The organism is Primorskyibacter sp. S87 (assembly GCF_049801055.1).
Lineage (GTDB): Bacteria > Pseudomonadota > Alphaproteobacteria > Rhodobacterales > Rhodobacteraceae > JBNAGF01.
In genome coordinates, this window is the sequence record NZ_JBNAGF010000003.1 from 194,814 (window position 1) to 212,317 (window position 17,504).

The 17,504-nt window shown below is 58.6% G+C and carries 15 protein-coding genes; 6 read left to right on the forward strand and 9 right to left on the reverse strand.

What is annotated here, in order from left to right:
• Positions 1 to 52 precede the first annotated feature (52 nt).
• The 3 genes from mutL to ACP15U_RS07145 all read left to right on the forward strand — a co-directional run bounded on the left by mutL (position 53) and on the right by ACP15U_RS07145 (position 3,683).
• Positions 53 to 1,924: a DNA mismatch repair endonuclease MutL gene (mutL, locus tag ACP15U_RS07135; RefSeq protein WP_425044459.1), complete on the forward strand. Its 1,872-nt coding sequence runs from the start codon at positions 53 to 55 to the stop codon at positions 1,922 to 1,924.
• A gap of 57 nt (positions 1,925 to 1,981) precedes the next feature.
• Complete coding sequence (locus ACP15U_RS07140) at positions 1,982 to 3,220, forward strand: DNA recombination protein RmuC (protein WP_425044460.1); 1,239 nt, start codon at positions 1,982 to 1,984, stop codon at positions 3,218 to 3,220.
• 145 nt (positions 3,221 to 3,365) lie between these two features.
• Positions 3,366 to 3,683, forward strand: a complete 318-nt coding sequence (locus ACP15U_RS07145) for a DUF3775 domain-containing protein (RefSeq protein WP_425044461.1) — start codon at positions 3,366 to 3,368, stop codon at positions 3,681 to 3,683.
• Positions 3,684 to 3,792: 109 nt separating this feature from the next.
• On the opposite strand, the gene ACP15U_RS07150 is transcribed toward ACP15U_RS07145, so the two are convergent.
• The 5 genes from ACP15U_RS07150 to ACP15U_RS07170 form a co-directional block, all read right to left on the reverse strand.
• Positions 3,793 to 4,935, reverse strand: a complete 1,143-nt coding sequence (locus ACP15U_RS07150; RefSeq protein ID WP_425044462.1) for a saccharopine dehydrogenase family protein — start codon at positions 4,933 to 4,935, stop codon at positions 3,793 to 3,795.
• A 3-nt stretch (positions 4,936 to 4,938) separates the two neighbouring features.
• Positions 4,939 to 5,994 carry a saccharopine dehydrogenase gene (locus ACP15U_RS07155; RefSeq protein WP_425044463.1) on the reverse strand — a complete coding sequence of 352 codons (1,056 nt, stop codon included), beginning with the start codon at positions 5,992 to 5,994 and terminating at the stop codon, positions 4,939 to 4,941.
• A gap of 11 nt (positions 5,995 to 6,005) precedes the next feature.
• Complete coding sequence (locus ACP15U_RS07160) at positions 6,006 to 6,623, reverse strand: glutathione S-transferase family protein (RefSeq protein ID WP_425044464.1); 618 nt, start codon at positions 6,621 to 6,623, stop codon at positions 6,006 to 6,008.
• A 10-nt stretch (positions 6,624 to 6,633) separates the two neighbouring features.
• Positions 6,634 to 7,284: a histidine phosphatase family protein gene (locus ACP15U_RS07165; protein ID WP_425044465.1), complete on the reverse strand. Its 651-nt coding sequence runs from the start codon at positions 7,282 to 7,284 to the stop codon at positions 6,634 to 6,636.
• A gap of 103 nt (positions 7,285 to 7,387) precedes the next feature.
• Positions 7,388 to 8,290, reverse strand: coding sequence for a rhodanese-related sulfurtransferase (locus tag ACP15U_RS07170; RefSeq protein ID WP_425044466.1), 903 nt, complete (start codon positions 8,288 to 8,290; stop codon positions 7,388 to 7,390).
• 99 nt (positions 8,291 to 8,389) lie between these two features.
• Here ACP15U_RS07170 and pncA point away from each other — a divergent pair, with 99 nt between their 5' ends.
• The 3 genes from pncA (at position 8,390) to pncB (ending at position 12,665) form a co-directional block, all read left to right on the forward strand.
• Complete coding sequence (gene pncA / locus ACP15U_RS07175; RefSeq protein WP_425044467.1) at positions 8,390 to 8,989, forward strand: bifunctional nicotinamidase/pyrazinamidase; 600 nt, start codon at positions 8,390 to 8,392, stop codon at positions 8,987 to 8,989.
• 70 nt (positions 8,990 to 9,059) lie between these two features.
• Complete coding sequence (locus tag ACP15U_RS07180) at positions 9,060 to 11,297, forward strand: ATP-binding protein (RefSeq protein ID WP_425044468.1); 2,238 nt, start codon at positions 9,060 to 9,062, stop codon at positions 11,295 to 11,297.
• A 78-nt stretch (positions 11,298 to 11,375) separates the two neighbouring features.
• Complete coding sequence (gene pncB, locus ACP15U_RS07185) at positions 11,376 to 12,665, forward strand: nicotinate phosphoribosyltransferase (RefSeq protein WP_425044469.1); 1,290 nt, start codon at positions 11,376 to 11,378, stop codon at positions 12,663 to 12,665.
• An 18-nt stretch (positions 12,666 to 12,683) separates the two neighbouring features.
• Here the strand turns inward: pncB and ACP15U_RS07190 are convergent, their stop codons facing one another.
• The 4 genes from ACP15U_RS07190 to ACP15U_RS07205 are packed head-to-tail and all read right to left on the reverse strand — an operon-like array spanning position 12,684 to position 17,494.
• Positions 12,684 to 14,135 carry an aldehyde dehydrogenase family protein gene (locus tag ACP15U_RS07190; RefSeq protein WP_425044470.1) on the reverse strand — a complete coding sequence of 484 codons (1,452 nt, stop codon included), beginning with the start codon at positions 14,133 to 14,135 and terminating at the stop codon, positions 12,684 to 12,686.
• Entirely contained in the window at positions 14,128 to 15,738 is a 1,611-nt protein-coding gene (locus tag ACP15U_RS07195; RefSeq protein ID WP_425044471.1) for an ABC transporter ATP-binding protein, read from the reverse strand. The genes ACP15U_RS07190 and ACP15U_RS07195 overlap by 8 nt, the downstream gene beginning before the upstream one ends.
• The gene (locus tag ACP15U_RS07200; RefSeq protein ID WP_425044472.1) at positions 15,735 to 16,550 is read right to left on the reverse strand and encodes an ABC transporter permease; all 816 of its coding nucleotides are present in this window, start codon (positions 16,548 to 16,550) and stop codon (positions 15,735 to 15,737) included. Before ACP15U_RS07200 ends, ACP15U_RS07195 begins: the two co-directional genes overlap by 4 nt.
• Positions 16,547 to 17,494, reverse strand: a complete 948-nt coding sequence (locus tag ACP15U_RS07205; RefSeq protein WP_425044473.1) for an ABC transporter permease — start codon at positions 17,492 to 17,494, stop codon at positions 16,547 to 16,549. The genes ACP15U_RS07200 and ACP15U_RS07205 overlap by 4 nt, the downstream gene beginning before the upstream one ends.
• Between the last annotated feature and the right edge of the window lie 10 nt (positions 17,495 to 17,504).

A 17,504-nucleotide genomic window follows, 5' to 3' on the forward strand; every position in this document is an offset into this window, starting at 1 on the left:
CAACCAAAATCATCGTGGCAGAATCGCTTCGCTCCGTGCTAGGTATTGGGGTATGAGCCAGGCGAACCCCAACATCAGCGAGAATCGAGCGCAAATCCGGCAATTGGATGAAACTGCGATCAACCGCATTGCAGCCGGCGAAGTGGTGGAGCGTCCGGCCTCGGCAGTCAAGGAACTGGTAGAGAACGCCGTTGATGCCGGGGCCTCGCGAATTGCCATCGATTATGCCGACGGCGGAAAGACCCTGATACGGGTCACCGATGACGGTTGCGGAATCCCTCCGGAGGAATTGCCGTTGGCGCTCAGTCGCCACGCTACATCTAAGATTGACGGGTCCGATCTGCTGAACATCCACACCTTCGGCTTTCGGGGTGAGGCGTTGCCATCATTGGGAGCGGTTGGCCGGTTGTCGATTACCAGCAGATCAGACGGATCTGATGCGGCCCAGATCCGGGTCGCAGGCGGCAGCATGGATCCGGTGCGGCCGGCCGCGTTGCGCAACGGTACCATCGTCGAACTGCGTGACCTGTTTTTTGCCACACCTGCGCGCCTCAAATTCATGCGGTCGGACAGGGCCGAGGCTCAGGCAATAACGGATACGGTCAAGCGATTGTCGATGGCTGAACCTTCGATTGGATTCACCCTGCGCGATGTTAGCGGGGGCGGCGCAGGTCGGGTGACCTTTCGGGCCGATGCCGAGCAGGGCGATCTCTTTGATGCATTGCACGCAAGGTTGGCGCGGGTTCTGGGTCGGGAGTTCGCCGAGAATTCATTGCGTATCGATGCCACCCGCGACGGGATCAGGCTGTATGGGTATGCCGCTTTGCCAACCTACTCCCGGGGCGCGGCAGTAGCTCAGTATCTCTTTGTGAACGGCAGGCCGGTGCGTGACAAGATGCTGACCGGTGCGTTGCGGGCTGCCTATTTCGATTTCCTCAGCCGCGACCGCCACCCGGCGGCGGCATTGTTCGTGGACTGCAATCCGACCCTGGTTGATGTGAACGTGCATCCGGCGAAATCCGAGGTGCGGTTTCGCGATCCCGGTATGGCACGCGGGCTGATCGTTTCCGCTCTGCGCCATGCACTCGCAGAGGCTGGGCACAGAGCGTCCTCCACTGTCGCGGACGCCACTTTGGGGGCAATGCGACCAGAGTCGCCTGCCGGACGCCCACGGGTATACCAGATGGATCGCCCATCACAGGCGGCCCGGGGATTAGGCTTTTCCATGCAGGCACCGCAGCCGGATCAGGTTCCGGAACCCGGCTTTGCCGAGCTGTCGGACGCATTCAGCGGCCAAATTTCCGAAGTGGCAGAGCCACCTTCCGACTTGCAAGCAGCGGAACACTTGCCCTTGGGGGCAGCGCGCGGACAGGTGCATGAGAACTACATTATCGCGCAGACCGCTGACGGCATTGTGATCGTGGATCAGCACGCGGCGCATGAGCGCCTTGTCTACGAGCGTCTCAAGAAGCAATTGGCTCAAACCGGCGTTGCGACTCAGGCGCTTCTGATCCCTGAAATTGTGGAGTTAAGCGAGAGCGATTGCGCGCGGCTTCTGGATGTGGCTGATGATCTACGCATCGCCGGGCTGGTGCTGGAACCTTTCGGCGGTTCGGCCATCGCCGTCAGGGAAACGCCAGCAATCCTTGGCGAAGTGAACGCGCGCGCAATGATCAAGGATATCCTCGACGAATTGTCGGACCACGGCAGTTCTCGGCTTGTGCAAGCTCAAGTCGAAGCGATCCTGTCACGTGTGGCCTGTCACGGGTCGATCCGCTCGGGGCGCAGAATGCGCGGTGAGGAAATGAATGCGCTTCTGCGAGAGATGGAGGCCACCCCGCATTCCGGGCAGTGCAACCACGGAAGGCCGACTTATGTCGAACTCAAGCTCAGCGATATCGAAAGACTGTTCGGCCGCAGTTGATTAACGATCCACTCGTAGCTAAACAGGCGGAAACAAAACAAGAACAAGCGAGGCGTAATGATAGAAATCTCAGGGCAAATATACGATCTCAGCGATCCTGTGGTGATGGCTGCCCTTGCCGGGGTTGCGGCCATCCTTCTTATCATCTTGATGTTGTTTCTCGCCTTGCGCGCGGCAAACAGGTCAGCCCGCGTCTCGGCTCCTCTGGCCGAACAGATGGCAGTTCTTGGCCATAACGTGCAGCAGCTCAGCCTTGGGCAGGAGCAATTGCGTGGTGGGCTCACCCATGTCTCCGAAGCGCAGGCTAACGCGCAGGTTCAGATGGTGCAGACCGTCGAGGCACGGCTGTCATCGGTCCAGCAGCAGATGAATGACAGGCTGGCTGACAACGCCATGCGTGGTCAGCGTGCGTTGGCCGAGATGCAGGAACGGATGAAAGAAACCCTGCACGGCTCGTCGAAACAGACAGCGACGTCGCTGACACAGTTGCAGGAGCGCCTGACCGCAATTGACAAGGCCCAGGACAACATCACCAAGCTATCGGGAGACGTTCTGTCCTTGCAGGACATTCTGTCAAACAAGCAAACCCGAGGAGCCTTTGGTGAGATCCAGCTGAACGATATCGTTTCCAAGGCGCTGCCGACCGACAGTTATGCGTTTCAGCACTCGCTTTCCAATGGGAAACGGGCGGATTGTCTGATCCATCTGCCAAATCCACCGGGCCCCATCGTGATCGACAGCAAATTCCCGCTGGAACCTTATGAGGCGCTGCGTCGGGCCGAAACACAGGGCCAAATGCAGGAAGCGGCCCGGATGATGAAAACCGCGTTGCGCGCACATATCAAGGCGATCTCTGAGAAGTACATTATTGACGGAGAAACCGCCGACGGTGCGCTTATGTTCCTGCCCTCTGAAGCTGTCTATGCCGAGTTGCATGCCAATTTTGCCGAAATCGTGCGCGAAGGTTTCGCGGCGCGGGTGTGGATCGTATCCCCGACAACCTGCATGGCGACGTTGAACACGATGCGGGCAATTCTGAAGGATGCACGAATGCGCGAGCAGGCGGGCGCCATTCGCAATGAGCTCGGGATGCTCCACAAGGACGTCGAGCGGCTCGGCGACAGGGTGGCCAATCTTGACCGGCATTTCGGGCAGGCGTCGAAGGACATCGCCGAAATTAAGGTCAGTGCGGACAAGGCCGGTCGCCGTGCGCTCAGGCTCGACAGTTTCGACTTCGAAGAATTGTCGGCGGACGACCCCGCAAACGTCGTGCCGCTCAGCAAGCCCGACGCATAGACCTCACCGGTGGCATAGGTCAGGTTCCGGTGACCAAAGTGGCGCGATGCTGGCTCTTGCAGTGATTGTTTGTTTAAGATCAAAGACGGGAACCATTCCACCGGGTTTGATGGCGCGGAGACATGCGAACAGGAGGATGCCGGAGATGCTGGAAATCTCTGCACGAAAAGTGGCTCAGGTGGCCCTGATGGGACGGGAACTGAACCGGGCCGAGGGCGAGCTACGGGCTTTTATCGACCGGATGAGCGAGGACGAACAAGCAGAGCTTGTCGCGATCATGTGGATAGGACGCGAGAGCTTTTTTGCCGAAGACTTTGCCGAAGCCGTCGCAACAGCGCGGGCTGAGGCCTCGACACCTTGTGCAGATTACTTGATCGGCACGCCGCATTTGTCAGACCACCTCGAAAACGGGCTAGATGCGATGGGAATATCGGCTGAGGATGCTGAAAACGACTTGATGTGACAACCGGTCAAAAGCGAAAGGTTGCCCAGTCATTTGGCGTGACACCTTGGGTGGTGTCGAGCAGCGCTTTGTCCGGGGCGTTGCCATCGGGCCCGTCCCGGAGTTCTTGTCAGGCAGTATGGTCGACCACTTGCAGATGCTGAGAGAGCTTGTCGATTTCGCCCATCCAGTTGGAAATCAGTTTCGGATCGCTCGGCGCGGCGTGCACGCCCGCTGGGATCGAATGGTCGACAACAGCCTCAACCGCCAGTGAAACCGGGATCGAGACCAGCCGGGCCATGGCAGTGCCGCGCTCATCGCCCCATGCATCCATGACATAGGTTTTGTGCCATTTCACGTCGCCGTCTTTTTCCGCCTTCAGGCCAACGCACAAAACAACACGGTCCGGTTCGCCATCGTCATATGCATTTTCGTCCCAGAACTGGTCCGACATTTCCTTGAGCCGTGCATCGCCCTCGGTTCCGGTCAGGCTTTCCACTTCCGAGAAGACATCAGCCCAGGCATCCGCCCAGCCGTTCAGCCGCAGCGTGCCGCGGACGAATTCCTTTACGGGCCAATGCGCCTCAAATTCATACTGCGCCATGAAAGGTAGTGAATCCCGGTTGGGATAGACCTCAAAGCTCTCAGGGGTGGGCAGCGGGGCCGTGTAGCTCGAGATTGCATCCCACGGGCGGGCCACATCCAGCGGAGCATAGTTTCGGATAGAACGCGACGGCGAACGCAGCGCTTTCAGCACGCCCAGCGGGGACCAGCTGAACTTGTAGCGAAATGGGTTCGGGTTCTTGGGAATGCCACCACAATAGGAAATGAAGCTGATGTGATTTTCCGGGTCGAATGCAGCCGAAGCCCGGTAGTCTGCGACCAGCGCATGCGCCATCAGATGATCGATACCGGGATCAAGACCGACTTCGTTCACAAGGGCTACGCCGGCTGCCCTTGCCTTGTCGTCCAGCGCCCGCATCTCGGGGGCAATATACGAAGAAGACACAAAGTGAGCGCTCTTCGAGATTGCCAGCTCTGCCAGCGGAACATGCCAGTCTCCGGGCAGCATCGAGACAACTACATCGTCCTTTGACAAAGCGGCGCCAAGCGCGTCGATGTCAAAGGCACAGATGTCATCGGTCAGATCCCCGATCTCCGCCTTTGCCTTTGCAATCGTTCGGTTCCAGACGGTAACTGGGTGGCCGGAGGCGATCAGACGTCGCAATCCGGGAATGGCCGAAAGGCCGGTGCCGCACCAGTGGATGGTCATCGTTCAGGTCCTTTCCATATGCGCATCAAATGTTGCTTTTGCCCGACCCCAGACACCCTGTTCCAGGTCCGTCAGTGTCAAAAGCGATGGCAGCAACTGCGCCGCGTAATCTTCGGAGCTTTCAACGGGCAGCATGGACGGCAGGTTGTCGATCGCCATGACGTCCAGAACAGGATCACTGGCGACACGCAACACGGGGTCGTCCCAAGTCGTTGCCCTGTCGTAGACTGGCACCGGGTTATAGTCGCTGTCCGGATCGCATGCCACGTCGCCGATGGCGGTCAGTTGGCGCGGTGCGGTCAGCGCGTCGCGTGGGACAAAAACGGGTGTGCCGGGACGCGCAAAAATACAGTTCAGAAAGATGTCGTGGTCGAGAATTTCCGGAAACGGTCCGCCGCTGGCGGTTTCAGCCATGTCCCATTTGGTGACGGCAACGCCCATTGCTTCGCAAAGATCGGCGGCTCCTGTTCCGACCCGGCCCAAGGCACCGATAACGATGGCTGTGGGCCTGTCCGCGCCGGTTGAATCCAGAGTGGCCAAAAGTTCGTTGTTCAAGGCGTTTTTTCCGGGGTAGACACCCGCCGGCCCGCAGACCGAACCATGTTGTTGGGCCGCCCATGCCTTCAACGTTACGGCGGCCCCTGCGTATCCGGCCCAGTAGCCGAAAGCCGCGACCCGGCGACCGCTTTCATCAACAAGGTATTCTAAATCGTAGAGTGTGCCGCCACCCGCCGCAAAGCGATCCAGCAGAGCGCGACCGGAATTCTGACCCTTGAATGCATGCCCGAACATGATGTGGCGATGCGGCAGGAGCGATCCGTCTTCGGGCAGCTCCTTGAGGCCAAAGATGATGGCATCATGCGGGGCGTCGGGCCAGCTGTTCTCGGGCGCGACTTCGCAACCGGCATCTTTGTAGCCCTGCATCGGGATCGCCCGTACCGAGCTTTCTTCGACCGTGACCCGGATTCCGGCCGCGATCAGGGCAGCAGCTCCGTCCGGTGTCAGCCCTACGCGTTCTTCGTGCGGGCGTTGCTCTGCCCGGACCCACAGATGTGTCATTCGGTTGTCCTCTATCCAAGCATGCCCTTGGCACGAACGGCCTGCACCGACGGGCGGGTTTCCATGGCGTCTCGGAAGGCCATGATCTTCGGGAATGCCGAGACGTCCACACCGTCGCCTTCAAGCCAGCTGCACACAACATGAAGATAGCAATCGGCAAGGCTGACATCGGTACCCAGAACATACGGCCCGCGCAGGCCATTTTCCTCGATATAGGCACAGCTTTCGGTCATTGTTTGCGGGACTTTTGCGGCCATGTCGTTCCACGACGACTGCGCGTCCGCCCAGCGATGGCCCCGCATCTTGTGCGCGTGGTTCACGTGCATGGTCGAGGCAAGATAGTACATGACTTCCCTCATCCGGGCGGCCTGCAGGGAATCCGACGGGACCAGACCGGCCTCTGGGGCCTTCGTCGCGATATAGTCCAGTAAGGCTCCGGTTTCTGTCAGAATTCCGCCTTCGACAACCAGAGCGGGAACCCGACCCTTGGGGTTTATCTGTTGGTATGCCGCTTTGGTTTGCTCGGAAATGGAAAAATCGACCTGAACCGGTTCATAATCGATCCCGGCCTCTTCGAGGGCGATCGCGACGGCGATCGAGATCGTGTTTGGCGCGTAGTATAGCTGCATCGCAATGGCCTCACAGATGGGTCTGGGCGTAATGCCTGTCTGGGTGTTCCAGATGTGGAACGGCGTTGAACAGTACCGGGCTGAGATGGTCCCCGATCGGATAAAGACGATGCATTGACGTGTTCATCACCGCAAGTGCCATCCGGGCCATAGCCGGGATCTCAAGGTCGAGGAACTGCCGCATTGCCATCGCAATCAACCCGCCCGAGGTCACCACGATAGCCGGTCCCTGACCCTGTCCGATTTCGGTCAGGGCCGAAGTGACGCGGGTTTCGAAATCGGTGAAGCTTTCCGGCGCATCGTCAATTTTTCCGTCGCGCCATGCGGTGAAGACACGGGGAAGGTGTTCGATAAAACCCTCGCGCTCTTCCGGTATTGCAATGCCGTGCTGTTCCTCGAGCAGCCGGGCGAGATTGAAATACTCGATCTCGTTCAGGCGGGGGTCGATGACCGGATCACTCAGCCCCATCGAGCTTGCAGTCTCGATGTGGCGCGCCAGCGTTCCGCAGTAGGTGCGTGGATGATGCGCGTTGGTGCTGCGCAGATGCTGCCCCAGCCAGGCCGCCTGTTGGTGCCCCAGCGAGCTGAGCTTGTCGTAGCTTTCTTCGTCACGGGCTTCGGTGTTGGCCTGGCCGTGACGGATCAGTGTGATGTGCGACATGGATCATGCGACTCCTGCTTACGCATTTCTTAGGCGAGCGCAGCAGGCGTGACCAGAGCCGGAAAGCTCTGGTTGGACAATTTTTGTCAAGCGACCACTAAGGTTATTGGCCCAGATGCTCTTCGCCGCGTTTCCGCGCCAGCCGGATCTGTTTCTGACGCTCCCGAAACCGGACCTTGTCGCTGTCCGATGTTTCGTTGACGCAGTGATGGCAGGAAACGCCATGCTCGTATTCCGGGCGCTTGCGGTCCTCGGGAAGGATCGGGCGGCGGCAACCATGGCACAGTTCATGTGGCCCTTCGACCAGCCCGTGGCCTACGGACACGCGGTTGTCGAACACAAAACACTCTCCCTGCCATGTACTGTTCTCGGCCGGGACTTCCTCGAGGTATCGCAGGATTCCGCCTTTGAGGTGATACACTTCGTCTACGCCTTGGCCGAGCAGGAAGTTGGTGGATTTCTCGCAGCGAATTCCACCGGTGCAGAACATTGCAATGCGCTTGTTGTGAAAACGCTCCTTGTTCTTTGCCCACCAGGCGGGAAAATCTCGGAAGCTTTCCGTTTCCGGGTCCACCGCGCCTTCGAATGTTCCGATGGCAACTTCGTAATCATTTCGGGTATCTATCACGGCCACGTCGGGGCTGCGGATCAACTCATTCCAATCCTCGGGTTCAACGTAATTGCCAACGCTGGCCCGCGGATCCACGTCGGGTTGACCCATTGTCACGATCTCTTTTTTGAGACGGACCTTCATCCGAGCAAAGGGCGGATGATCCGAGCTGGCTTCCTTCCATTCCAGATCGGCACAGCCGGGTAGGCCTCGAATATGCGCCAGAACCGCGTCGATCCCTTTTCGCGGACCGGCGATCGTGCCGTTGATCCCCTCTTGGGCCAAGAGCAGAGTCCCCTTGACCAGTTCGTTTGTGCAGAGTTCCAGCAGGGCCGGGCGCAATGCGGCCGGGTCGTCGAAACGAGTGAAATGGTAGAGGGCGGCGATCGTGTACATATGCGGCGATCTATTCCTCTGGGTTGCATTGCGCAAGTGGCCGCATTGACGCGCGGCCAACCTCTGCCTAGGCAGAATGGGCAATCCGAGGAGGTAACAATGAGCCATGCCCTGATCGTTATCGACGTGCAGAATGATTTCTGTCCTGGCGGTGCACTTGCCGTACCCAACGGCGACGAGGTCGTGCCGCGCATCAACACGATGATGGATGCGTTCGAGATTGTTCTGCTGACACAGGATTGGCATCCGGCCGGGCATTCTTCGTTTGCGACGTCGCATTCGGACAAGTCGCCCTACGAGTTGGTGGACATGCCCTATGGAGCACAGGTGTTGTGGCCCGACCATTGTGTACAGGGAACGGATGGCGCTGCGTTTCACCCTGATCTGCGCACTGATGGGGATCTGATTTTGCGAAAAGGGTTCCGCTCTGCAATCGACAGCTACTCCGCCTTTTTTGAGAATGACCAGAAGACGCCGACAGGCCTTGAAGGGTATTTGCGGTCACGTGGGATCGCTGACCTGACCATCGTGGGGCTCGCCACGGACTTTTGCGTAAACTACTCGGCCGTTGATGCCGCCCGGCTCGGCTTCAAGGTGCAGGTCGATCTGTCTGCCTGCCGGGGGATCGACCTTGATGGTTCGCTCGGGGCAGCTCACGAGGCAATGCGAGCCGCCGGAGTTGAACTGACCCAGACCTAAAGTTGCGATTTCTTAACCCGCGCAGGATTAGCCTCGGCACCGGATACCGGGGCAAGGGCAGGGTTACATCATGCGCCACGCGACACCGGCCAGTTTCGACGCACTGTCGGAATACGGTCGACAGTTCAGCCGTCGGGGGCTGCTGCTGCGCTATGCACGGGGGCGAATTGCGCATTTTCACAACCGCCTGCTCGTCACCCTCATAGGCAGCGCCGTCCTTTGGCTGGCGAACGGCCCGGAATATGGCATCGGTGCCCTGCTGATTGCGCTGGGGGGAGAGGTCTTAGATTGCGCCTATCTGCGCGGTGTCGAGGGCAGGATCCGGGCAGGCCAACCGCTTCGCCGGGTTCGGGCAGTTTCAACCCTGACCGGAGGATTACAGGGTGCCAGCATCGCTATCTGTACAGGGTTGTCATGGTTCGGTCCGGCAACCGGCCAGTCGCCGCTCTTCACTTTTGGTTTCTTGGCCGGGGCAGCCGTGAACGCGGCAATCGTATTGCCGTTTCACAAACAGGCCGCTGCGCTCCGATTGGGACTGTATGCAGCGACACCGGTATTGCTGTTAGCCATCCGGGCAGGGGGTGTTGGCGTGGATGCCCGGTTCTTTCTGGACGCGACTGGTGTGTTCATGCTTGTGGCCATGGTTGTTCTGTTTCTGGCCTATGTTCTTTCGGGCTTTTCAAAGGTTCGCCGCCAGACACTGTCCCTGACAGAATTCGGGCGCGCGTTGGAAGCTTCGAACCGCAAATTACGACTTCATCAGAAGGAAGCACAGAAGCTGTCAATGATTGCCCGGAATGCGAATGACAGCGTCATACTCTCCGGTCGGGAAGGGCAGATAATCTGGGTCAATGACGCGTTTACTCGAATGACAGGCTTTGAACTCAGCGAAGCCATCGGCCAAACGCCAGCCGAATTGCTGAATTGCGAGGAAACTAATGTCCAAACAATTGCTGCAATTTCCGCTGCTGTTCGGGACGGACGGGCCTATCGCGGCGAGATCCTCAACAGAACCCGGGATGGCCGCAGGATATGGGTCGAAACCAATCTGTCTCCGGTGTTCGATGAGGACGGGCAGGTCGAAGTCGTGGTTTCGGTTGAAAGGGATGTAACTGCGGCCAAGAACTACGAGGCCGAACTTGCTCAGGCGCGCTTGGCAGCAGAGGAAGGCGCTCGGACGAAGGCAGAGTTTCTTGCCACCATGAGCCACGAGATCAGAACGCCGATGAACGGGGTAATCGGAATGACCGACCTGCTTGCGGAGACAGAACTCACACCCGACCAACTGAAATACACCAAGACAATTCGCAATTCGGCGCAGGCACTGCTGACAATCATCAACCACATATTGGAGATGTCCAAACTGGACGCAGGTAAATTGGAGCTGGATCCGGTCGAATTCGATTTGACGTCCTGTATCGAGGACACGGTGCTCCTTCTCGGGTCCCAGGCTGCCAGCAAGGGCGTGGAGTTGCAGATGAAACTGGCGTCCGACTTGCCAGAAAAAATTCGTGGCGACGACGGGCGGATCAGGCAGGTCTTGCTGAATTTAATCGGGAACGCAATCAAGTTCACGGAACAGGGATACGTGACTATTCGGGTTTCAGTTGTGGAAGAGAGCACAAATTGCCTTCTCGGGATTGATGTCGAGGACACCGGGATCGGTATCGCTCCAGACAAGATCGAAACGATCTTTGAACGCTTTGCTCAGGCCGATGCTGCGACCACCCGCCGGTTTGGTGGCACCGGGCTGGGGCTGACCATCTCACGAATGCTTGTTGAGGCGATGGGTGGGCGCATCGACGTGACCTCCAATCTCGGGGTGGGATCCTGTTTTTCTGTGGCAATACCTATCGAAGCAATCATGGAACCCGAAGTTGGGTGTTTGAGCGCCGTTCCCATTGATCAGTGGGAAGTGGGGGCTCTCAAAGGTCGTCGCGTTCTTGTTGCGGAAGACAACAGAACAAACCGTTTGCTGATCCGAAAATTTCTGGAGGATCTGCCCTTGAAACTCAGCTTTGCCGAAGACGGCATCCAGGCCGTAGAGCAAATTTTGAAACTGAAACCAGACCTTGTGTTCATGGACATGTCGATGCCGCATCTGAGCGGCTTGGACGTGATCCGTCAGATCCGCGCCACGGATTTGGTTCAGCCCAAGATCATCGCGCTGACAGCCAATGCATTTGACAGCGACAGAAGGGCCTGTTCCCTTGCCGGGATGGATGGGTTCCTGACCAAGCCGGTTCGGCGAACGCAGTTACTGGGGTGTATGTTTGCCCATCTTTCGCACTCTCCCCCGGCTGATTGAATCCGTCCGCTTGCAATTGCTTTGCCGCCACCCAGGCATTAGCGTAACACAGGCCGACCCATGATTTGAGGCTGCCCCGTGGATATTGCCACCCGCGTCTACAACCACAAATGGAAGATCGATCCGATCATCCGTTCGTTGATCGATACCGACTTTTACAAGCTTTTGATGTGCCAGTCCGTTTTTCGCAACAAACCGGACACGCAGGTCACGTTCTCCCTTATCAATCGGTCGACGTCAGTGCCGCTGGCACGTTTGATCGACGAAGGTGAATTGCGGGAACAGCTAGATCACATACGATCGCTCAGACTCAGCCGCGGCGAGAGCACGTGGCTGCGCGGGAACACGTTTTATGGCAAGCGGCAGATGTTCCGCTCGGATTTCATGGAGTGGTTCGAAGAGTTGCAGTTGCCTGCCTATCATCTGGAACGCAAGGGCGACCAGTTCGAGCTGACATTCGAGGGCAAGTGGCACGAGGTCATGCTTTGGGAAATCCCCGCTCTGGCAGTCCTTATGGAGCTCAGATCCCGTGCTATATTGAATGACATGCGCCGGTTCGAACTGCAGATCCTCTACGCGCGCGCGATGACACGCGTTTGGGAAAAGATTGAAAAACTTCGCAAGATTGACGGTCTGGGGATCGCGGATTTCGGAACCCGCCGGCGTCATTCTTTCCTTTGGCAGGATTGGTGCGCGCAAGCGATGATTGAAGGCCTTGGAGATGCGTTCACCGGAACTTCTAACTGCCTCATTGCCATGCGCCGGGAGGTCGAGGCGATCGGCACCAATGCACATGAATTGCCGATGGTTTACAGCGCGTTGGCCGAAAGCGACGAACAGCTGGCCCGGGCTCCTTACGATGTTCTGAGCGACTGGCATGATGAACATGATGGGAACCTTCGGATCATCCTGCCTGATACTTATGGAACTCAGGGGTTTCTGGACAATGCTCCAGACTGGCTGGTTGGTTGGACCGGTATGCGTATAGACAGCGGGGACCCGTCAAAGGGTGCGGAAACCGCGATCAGGTGGTGGCAGGAGCGGGGAGAGGACCCGCGCCAGAAGCGCATCATTTTTTCCGATGGTCTGGATGTGGACACCATCGCTGATCTGCATGCCAAGTTTTCCGGTCGCGCCAAAGTCTCCTTTGGTTGGGGCACCTTGCTGACCAACGATTTCCGGGGCCTCGTCCCGGGCGACGGCCTCGCGCCATTCTCCCTTGTCTGCAAGGCGGTCTCGGCCAATGGGCGCCCGACAGTCAAACTGTCGGACAATCCGGAAAAGGCGATGGGGCCAGAGTCGGAGATTGCGCGCTACAAGCGTGTGTTTGAGGTGGGAGCTCAGGAGCGGATGGAGGTCATCGTCTGACCGGAGCACCCGACAGAGTTACCCGTGACGCGCGGCTACTGTCTTGAGCTGCGAGAAACCGTAGAGGGCCTCGAACCCCTTTTCGCGACCGTGCCCCGATTTCGCGATGCCGCCAAAGGGCAATTCCACCCCGCCGCCAGCGCCATAATTGTTGATGAAAACCTGCCCAGACCGCAGTTTCTTGGCCAATCGCATCTGCCGGGCGCCATCTCTTGTCCAGATGGAAGAAACAAGGCCGTAGTCGGTGCCGTTCGCGATCTCCACCGCTTCGGCTTCGGTCTCGAACGGAATGAGCACCTGAACCGGACCGAATATCTCGTCCTGCGCAAGCGGATGGTGTGGCGGAACATCGGAAAACAGGGTTGGATGGACAAAGGAGCCAGATTCGGGCGCGTGATCGACGATCTGGCCCTGCGCGGCAATTGTCAGATCCGAACCTTTTGCCAGAAATCCCTCCACAATCTGCTTTTGTCGGTTCGAAATCAGGGGTCCGACCTGTAGGTCTTCCTGTGCTGGCCCGACAGTCAGTTTCGAATAGGCTGCGGCCATCCGGTCTTTGACCTCTTCGTAGACTCCACGCTGGACCAGTATGCGAGAGGACGCGGAACAGGTCTGGCCGGCATTCTGGCACCCTGCATTTACCAAAAACGGAAGCGCGTCATCCAGATCGGCGTCTTCGAATACAAGCTGCGGAGATTTCCCACCGAGCTCAAGCGTTACCGGGATCACGTTACGTCCGGCGGCCTGCTGCACCAACGCGCCTGTGGCCACCGACCCGGTGAACGAGATGTGGTCTATGCCCGGATGCGCTGACAGCGAAGCGCCTGCCTCGGCGCCCAGTCCCGGTACTACGTTCAGAGCACCCGGCGGCAAGCCGGCTTCGATTGCCAGATGAGCAAAGGCGATTGCGGTCAGGCACGCCTCTTCTGCCGGCTTCAGGACGGTTGCATTTCCCATCGCCAGCGCCGCCCCCACTGAACGGCCTATGATCTGCATGGGATAGTTCCACGGAACGATGTGGCCGGTAACTCCATGCGGCTCGCGCAGCGTGTAGACCGTGTAGCCGTCCAGATAAGGGATGGTTTCGCCAGTGATCTTGTCGGCGGCACCGCCATAATACTCGCAGTATCGGGCCAGCGCGACCGCATCCGCTCTCGCCTGAGTCAGCGGCTTTCCGACATCCTTGGCTTCGAGGGCGGCAAGGTCTTCGACCTGCTCGAGAACCAGCTGCCCCAGCCGGGTCAGGATGCGGCCGCGCTCAAGCGCGGTCATCCTTCCCCATTCTCCGTTAAGAGCAAACCGCGCTGCTTGAACCGCGGCGTCAATGTCGGGTGATTGGCCGCGGGCAATCCGGCAGATTTCGCTCCCGTCTGACGGGTTGCTCAGGGGTAATGTCTGACCGCTCGACGACGCGCGCCAGTCGCCACCTATCAGGCAGAGGGAAGGGTCAAACCAGATGGTATCAGGCATGGGTGGTGCTCCTTAGTGATTCCGGGTCGGGCAGTTCCGGGGCCGCCGACAAGAGACTTCGGGTGTAGGGATGGCTCGGGTCGGTGAACACACGCTCTGTTTCACCCTGTTCCACGATCTTTCCAGCCTGCATCACCAAAACCCTGTCAGTAATCGTGCGCACAACGCTCAGGTCATGGCTGATGAAAAGGTAGGACAGTTCGTACAGATCACACAGCTCCGCCATTAGATCGAGGATCTGGGCGCGTACCGAAACATCAAGCGCCGAGACAGCCTCGTCAAACAGAATGAGTTCGGGGCGAATGATCAGGGCCCGTGCAATTGCAATCCTCTGACGCTGCCCGCCGGAGAACTCGTGGATGTATTTGTTGGCATCGTCAGGCGACAGACCAACAGCTGTCAGCATCTCGGCGATCCGGTCTCGACGCTCACTGCCTCTTGGTGGCGCATCGAGAAGATGAAACGGCTCGGTGATCAGTCTTTCGACGCGGTGGCGGGGATTGAAACTTCCAAACGGGTCCTGAAACACAACCTGCATTCTGCGCCGTACTTCCAGATTGGCCCGGTGGCCGGAAAAAACTGGCCGCCCTTCGAGCAGGATAGAGCCGGCTTGAACCTCTTCCAGTCCCAGAATGGCGCGGGTGAGCGTTGATTTTCCACATCCGGACTCGCCGACAAGTCCCAGACGCTCACCGCGTTGCAAAGTGAACGAAACGTTGTCCACGGCCCTGTGATGTTCGACGGGGGCAAACAGTTTGGTCCGCGGCCGGCGATACTCCCGCACTACCTTTTGCACCTCCAGAAGGGCGGAACTGGCCGGTGTGTCCGGCAGGTCGACCTTGTGACCGGACGCTTCAAACAACATCCTCGTGTAGGGATGCTGCATATTGGCCAGAAGGTCATTCGTCGGTCCTGCTTCGACCACTTCGCCCCGGCGCATGACGGTGATCCGGTCAGCCAATTCGGCCACGACCGCAAGGTCATGGGTGATCATCATAAGCCCCATGCCGTATTCTTGAACCAGCCCCTTGAGCAAATCCAGAATCTGCGCCTGTGTTGTCACGTCGAGCGCCGTGGTTGGCTCGTCTGCGATCAGAAGCTTTGGGCGCAATGCAATCGCCATCGCAATAACGACCCTTTGGCGCTGTCCCCCACTGAGTTCATGCGGGAAACGGGACAGGGGGAAGTTTTCGGGTGGCAGACCTACGCGGTTCAGGACTTCTTGGGCGCGGTTTCGGGCTTCATCTGGGGGCATGGCCCTGTGGATCAGGATCGTCTCCATCACTTGATCCCCAATCGTCCTGACAGGGTTGAGCGCAGTCATCGGCTCCTGAAAGACCATTCCGATCGCCGCGCCCCGCAAAGCGCAGAGCGTTTGCTCGGAGCAACCCGACAAGTTCTCGCCTTCCAGCAGGATTTCGCCGGACATCGTTGCCGCCTCCGGTTGAAGCTGCATCACCGCTAGCGCGGTCATGGATTTGCCCGACCCGCTTTCCCCGGTAACGGCCACAATCTCACCCGGAGCGATGGTCAAGGACACTTGCCGAAGGATCGGAAGCTTGTGAATCGACAGCGACAGGTTTCGTATTTCTAGAAGGTTCATGCGCGGGCCACTCGGATCCTGGGGTCAAGCCAGTCCCGCAGGCCATCACCCATCAGGTTCAATCCCAATACTGTCAGAATGATCGCAAACCCGGGTATCAAAGCCAGATGCGGCGCGAAACTGACCATCGTTTGGGCGTCGGCCAGCATCCTGCCCCAGCTGGGTATCGGGGGTTGCGCACCGAGCCCGACATAGCTCAGCCCGGCCTCTGCCAGAATGCCCAATGAGAACTGAATGGTGCCTTGCACAATCAGCAGGTTGGCGACGTTAGGCAAAATGTGCTCAGCGGAGATGCGCGATCGAGATTTTCCAGCGACTCGGGCCGCAAGAATGAACTCCCTCTCCCAGAGAGAAAGCGCCGCGCCTCGGGTTATTCGGGCGAACACCGGGATGTTGAAAATCCCGATGGCGATGATGGCGTTGATGGCGCCTGCCCCAAAAACGGCTGTGATCAGGATCGCGATGACAAGGGACGGAAAGGCAAAGATCAGATCGTTGCCGCGCATGATGAACTCGTCGAGCCACGACCCCTTTTGGGCTGCGGCAGCGAGCCCAAGGGGCACTCCGATCGCCATGCCGATACCCACGGCGACGAGGGCCACCGCGATCGAAGTTCGGGCTCCGACCATGATCATGGAAAACATATCGCGGCCGAAGTGGTCGGTTCCGAACCAGTGTCGCGCGTTCGGTGTTTGCAACTTGTCCGGAATGTTCATCACGGTGTGGTCATACGGTGTCCACACAAAGGAAATCAGCGCGGCCAGAACGACCATGGATGACAGGATGGCGCCCAGTATCAGGTTGCGGTTCATGTCCGGTTCCTCAGCCGGGGGTCAACCGCGGCATAGGCCAAGTCGACAAAGAAATTCACGGTAATCACCGCGAAAACCAGCAACATGACAACCGATTCCACGACAATCAGATCGCGCGAGGAAATGGCTTGAAAGACAAGCCGGCCCAATCCAGGCAGATAAAAGACCTGTTCAATGATAATCGACCCAGCCAGCAGAAAGGAAAACTGCAACCCGATTATGGTCAGGACCGGTATCAGAGCATTTCGCACCCCGTGCCGCCACAGCGCCTGCCGACGGGACAGCCCCTTGGCGCGGGCCGTCCGCATGAAATCTTCACCAAGGATATCAAGCAGGGCCGAGCGCATGACCCGGGCGAGAATGGCAGCCTGTGGAAGCGCCAGAGCGATTGCTGGCAGAACCAGGGAATGGAGCCCGACCCAGAAACCGTTCTCCCAGCCTGCAAAGCCGCCAGCGCCGAACCATCGTAGGTTTATGGCGAAGATCAGAACCAGCATCATCGCGAACCAGAAGTTCGGGACGGCGATGCCCAACTGGGTTGCCCCCATCACAGCCAGATCACCCGGCTTGCCTCGGCGCGCTGCAGCATAGATCCCGGCGGGAAAGGCGATCAGAGTCGACAGCGCAAGGGCAAACACCGCCAGGGGCAGCGACACCCACAGCCTGTCTGCGATCATCTGCGAAACCGGTGTCCGGTAGGTATACGAGGTGCCAAAATCCCCGGTCAGCATTCCGCTGACCCAGTTCAGATAACGCTGTGGTTTGGGAACGTCCAACCCCAGATCCGACCGCAGGGCCGCCAGCGTGTCGGGTTGGGCATTGACACCCAGCATGAAGGATGCCGGGTCGCCCGGCGCAATCTCGATCACTGAAAAGATTACCAGCGAGGCGACGGCCAGGCTGACAATCAGAGAGATCAGGCGCTTGAGTGAATATCTGAGCATTGGCGACACG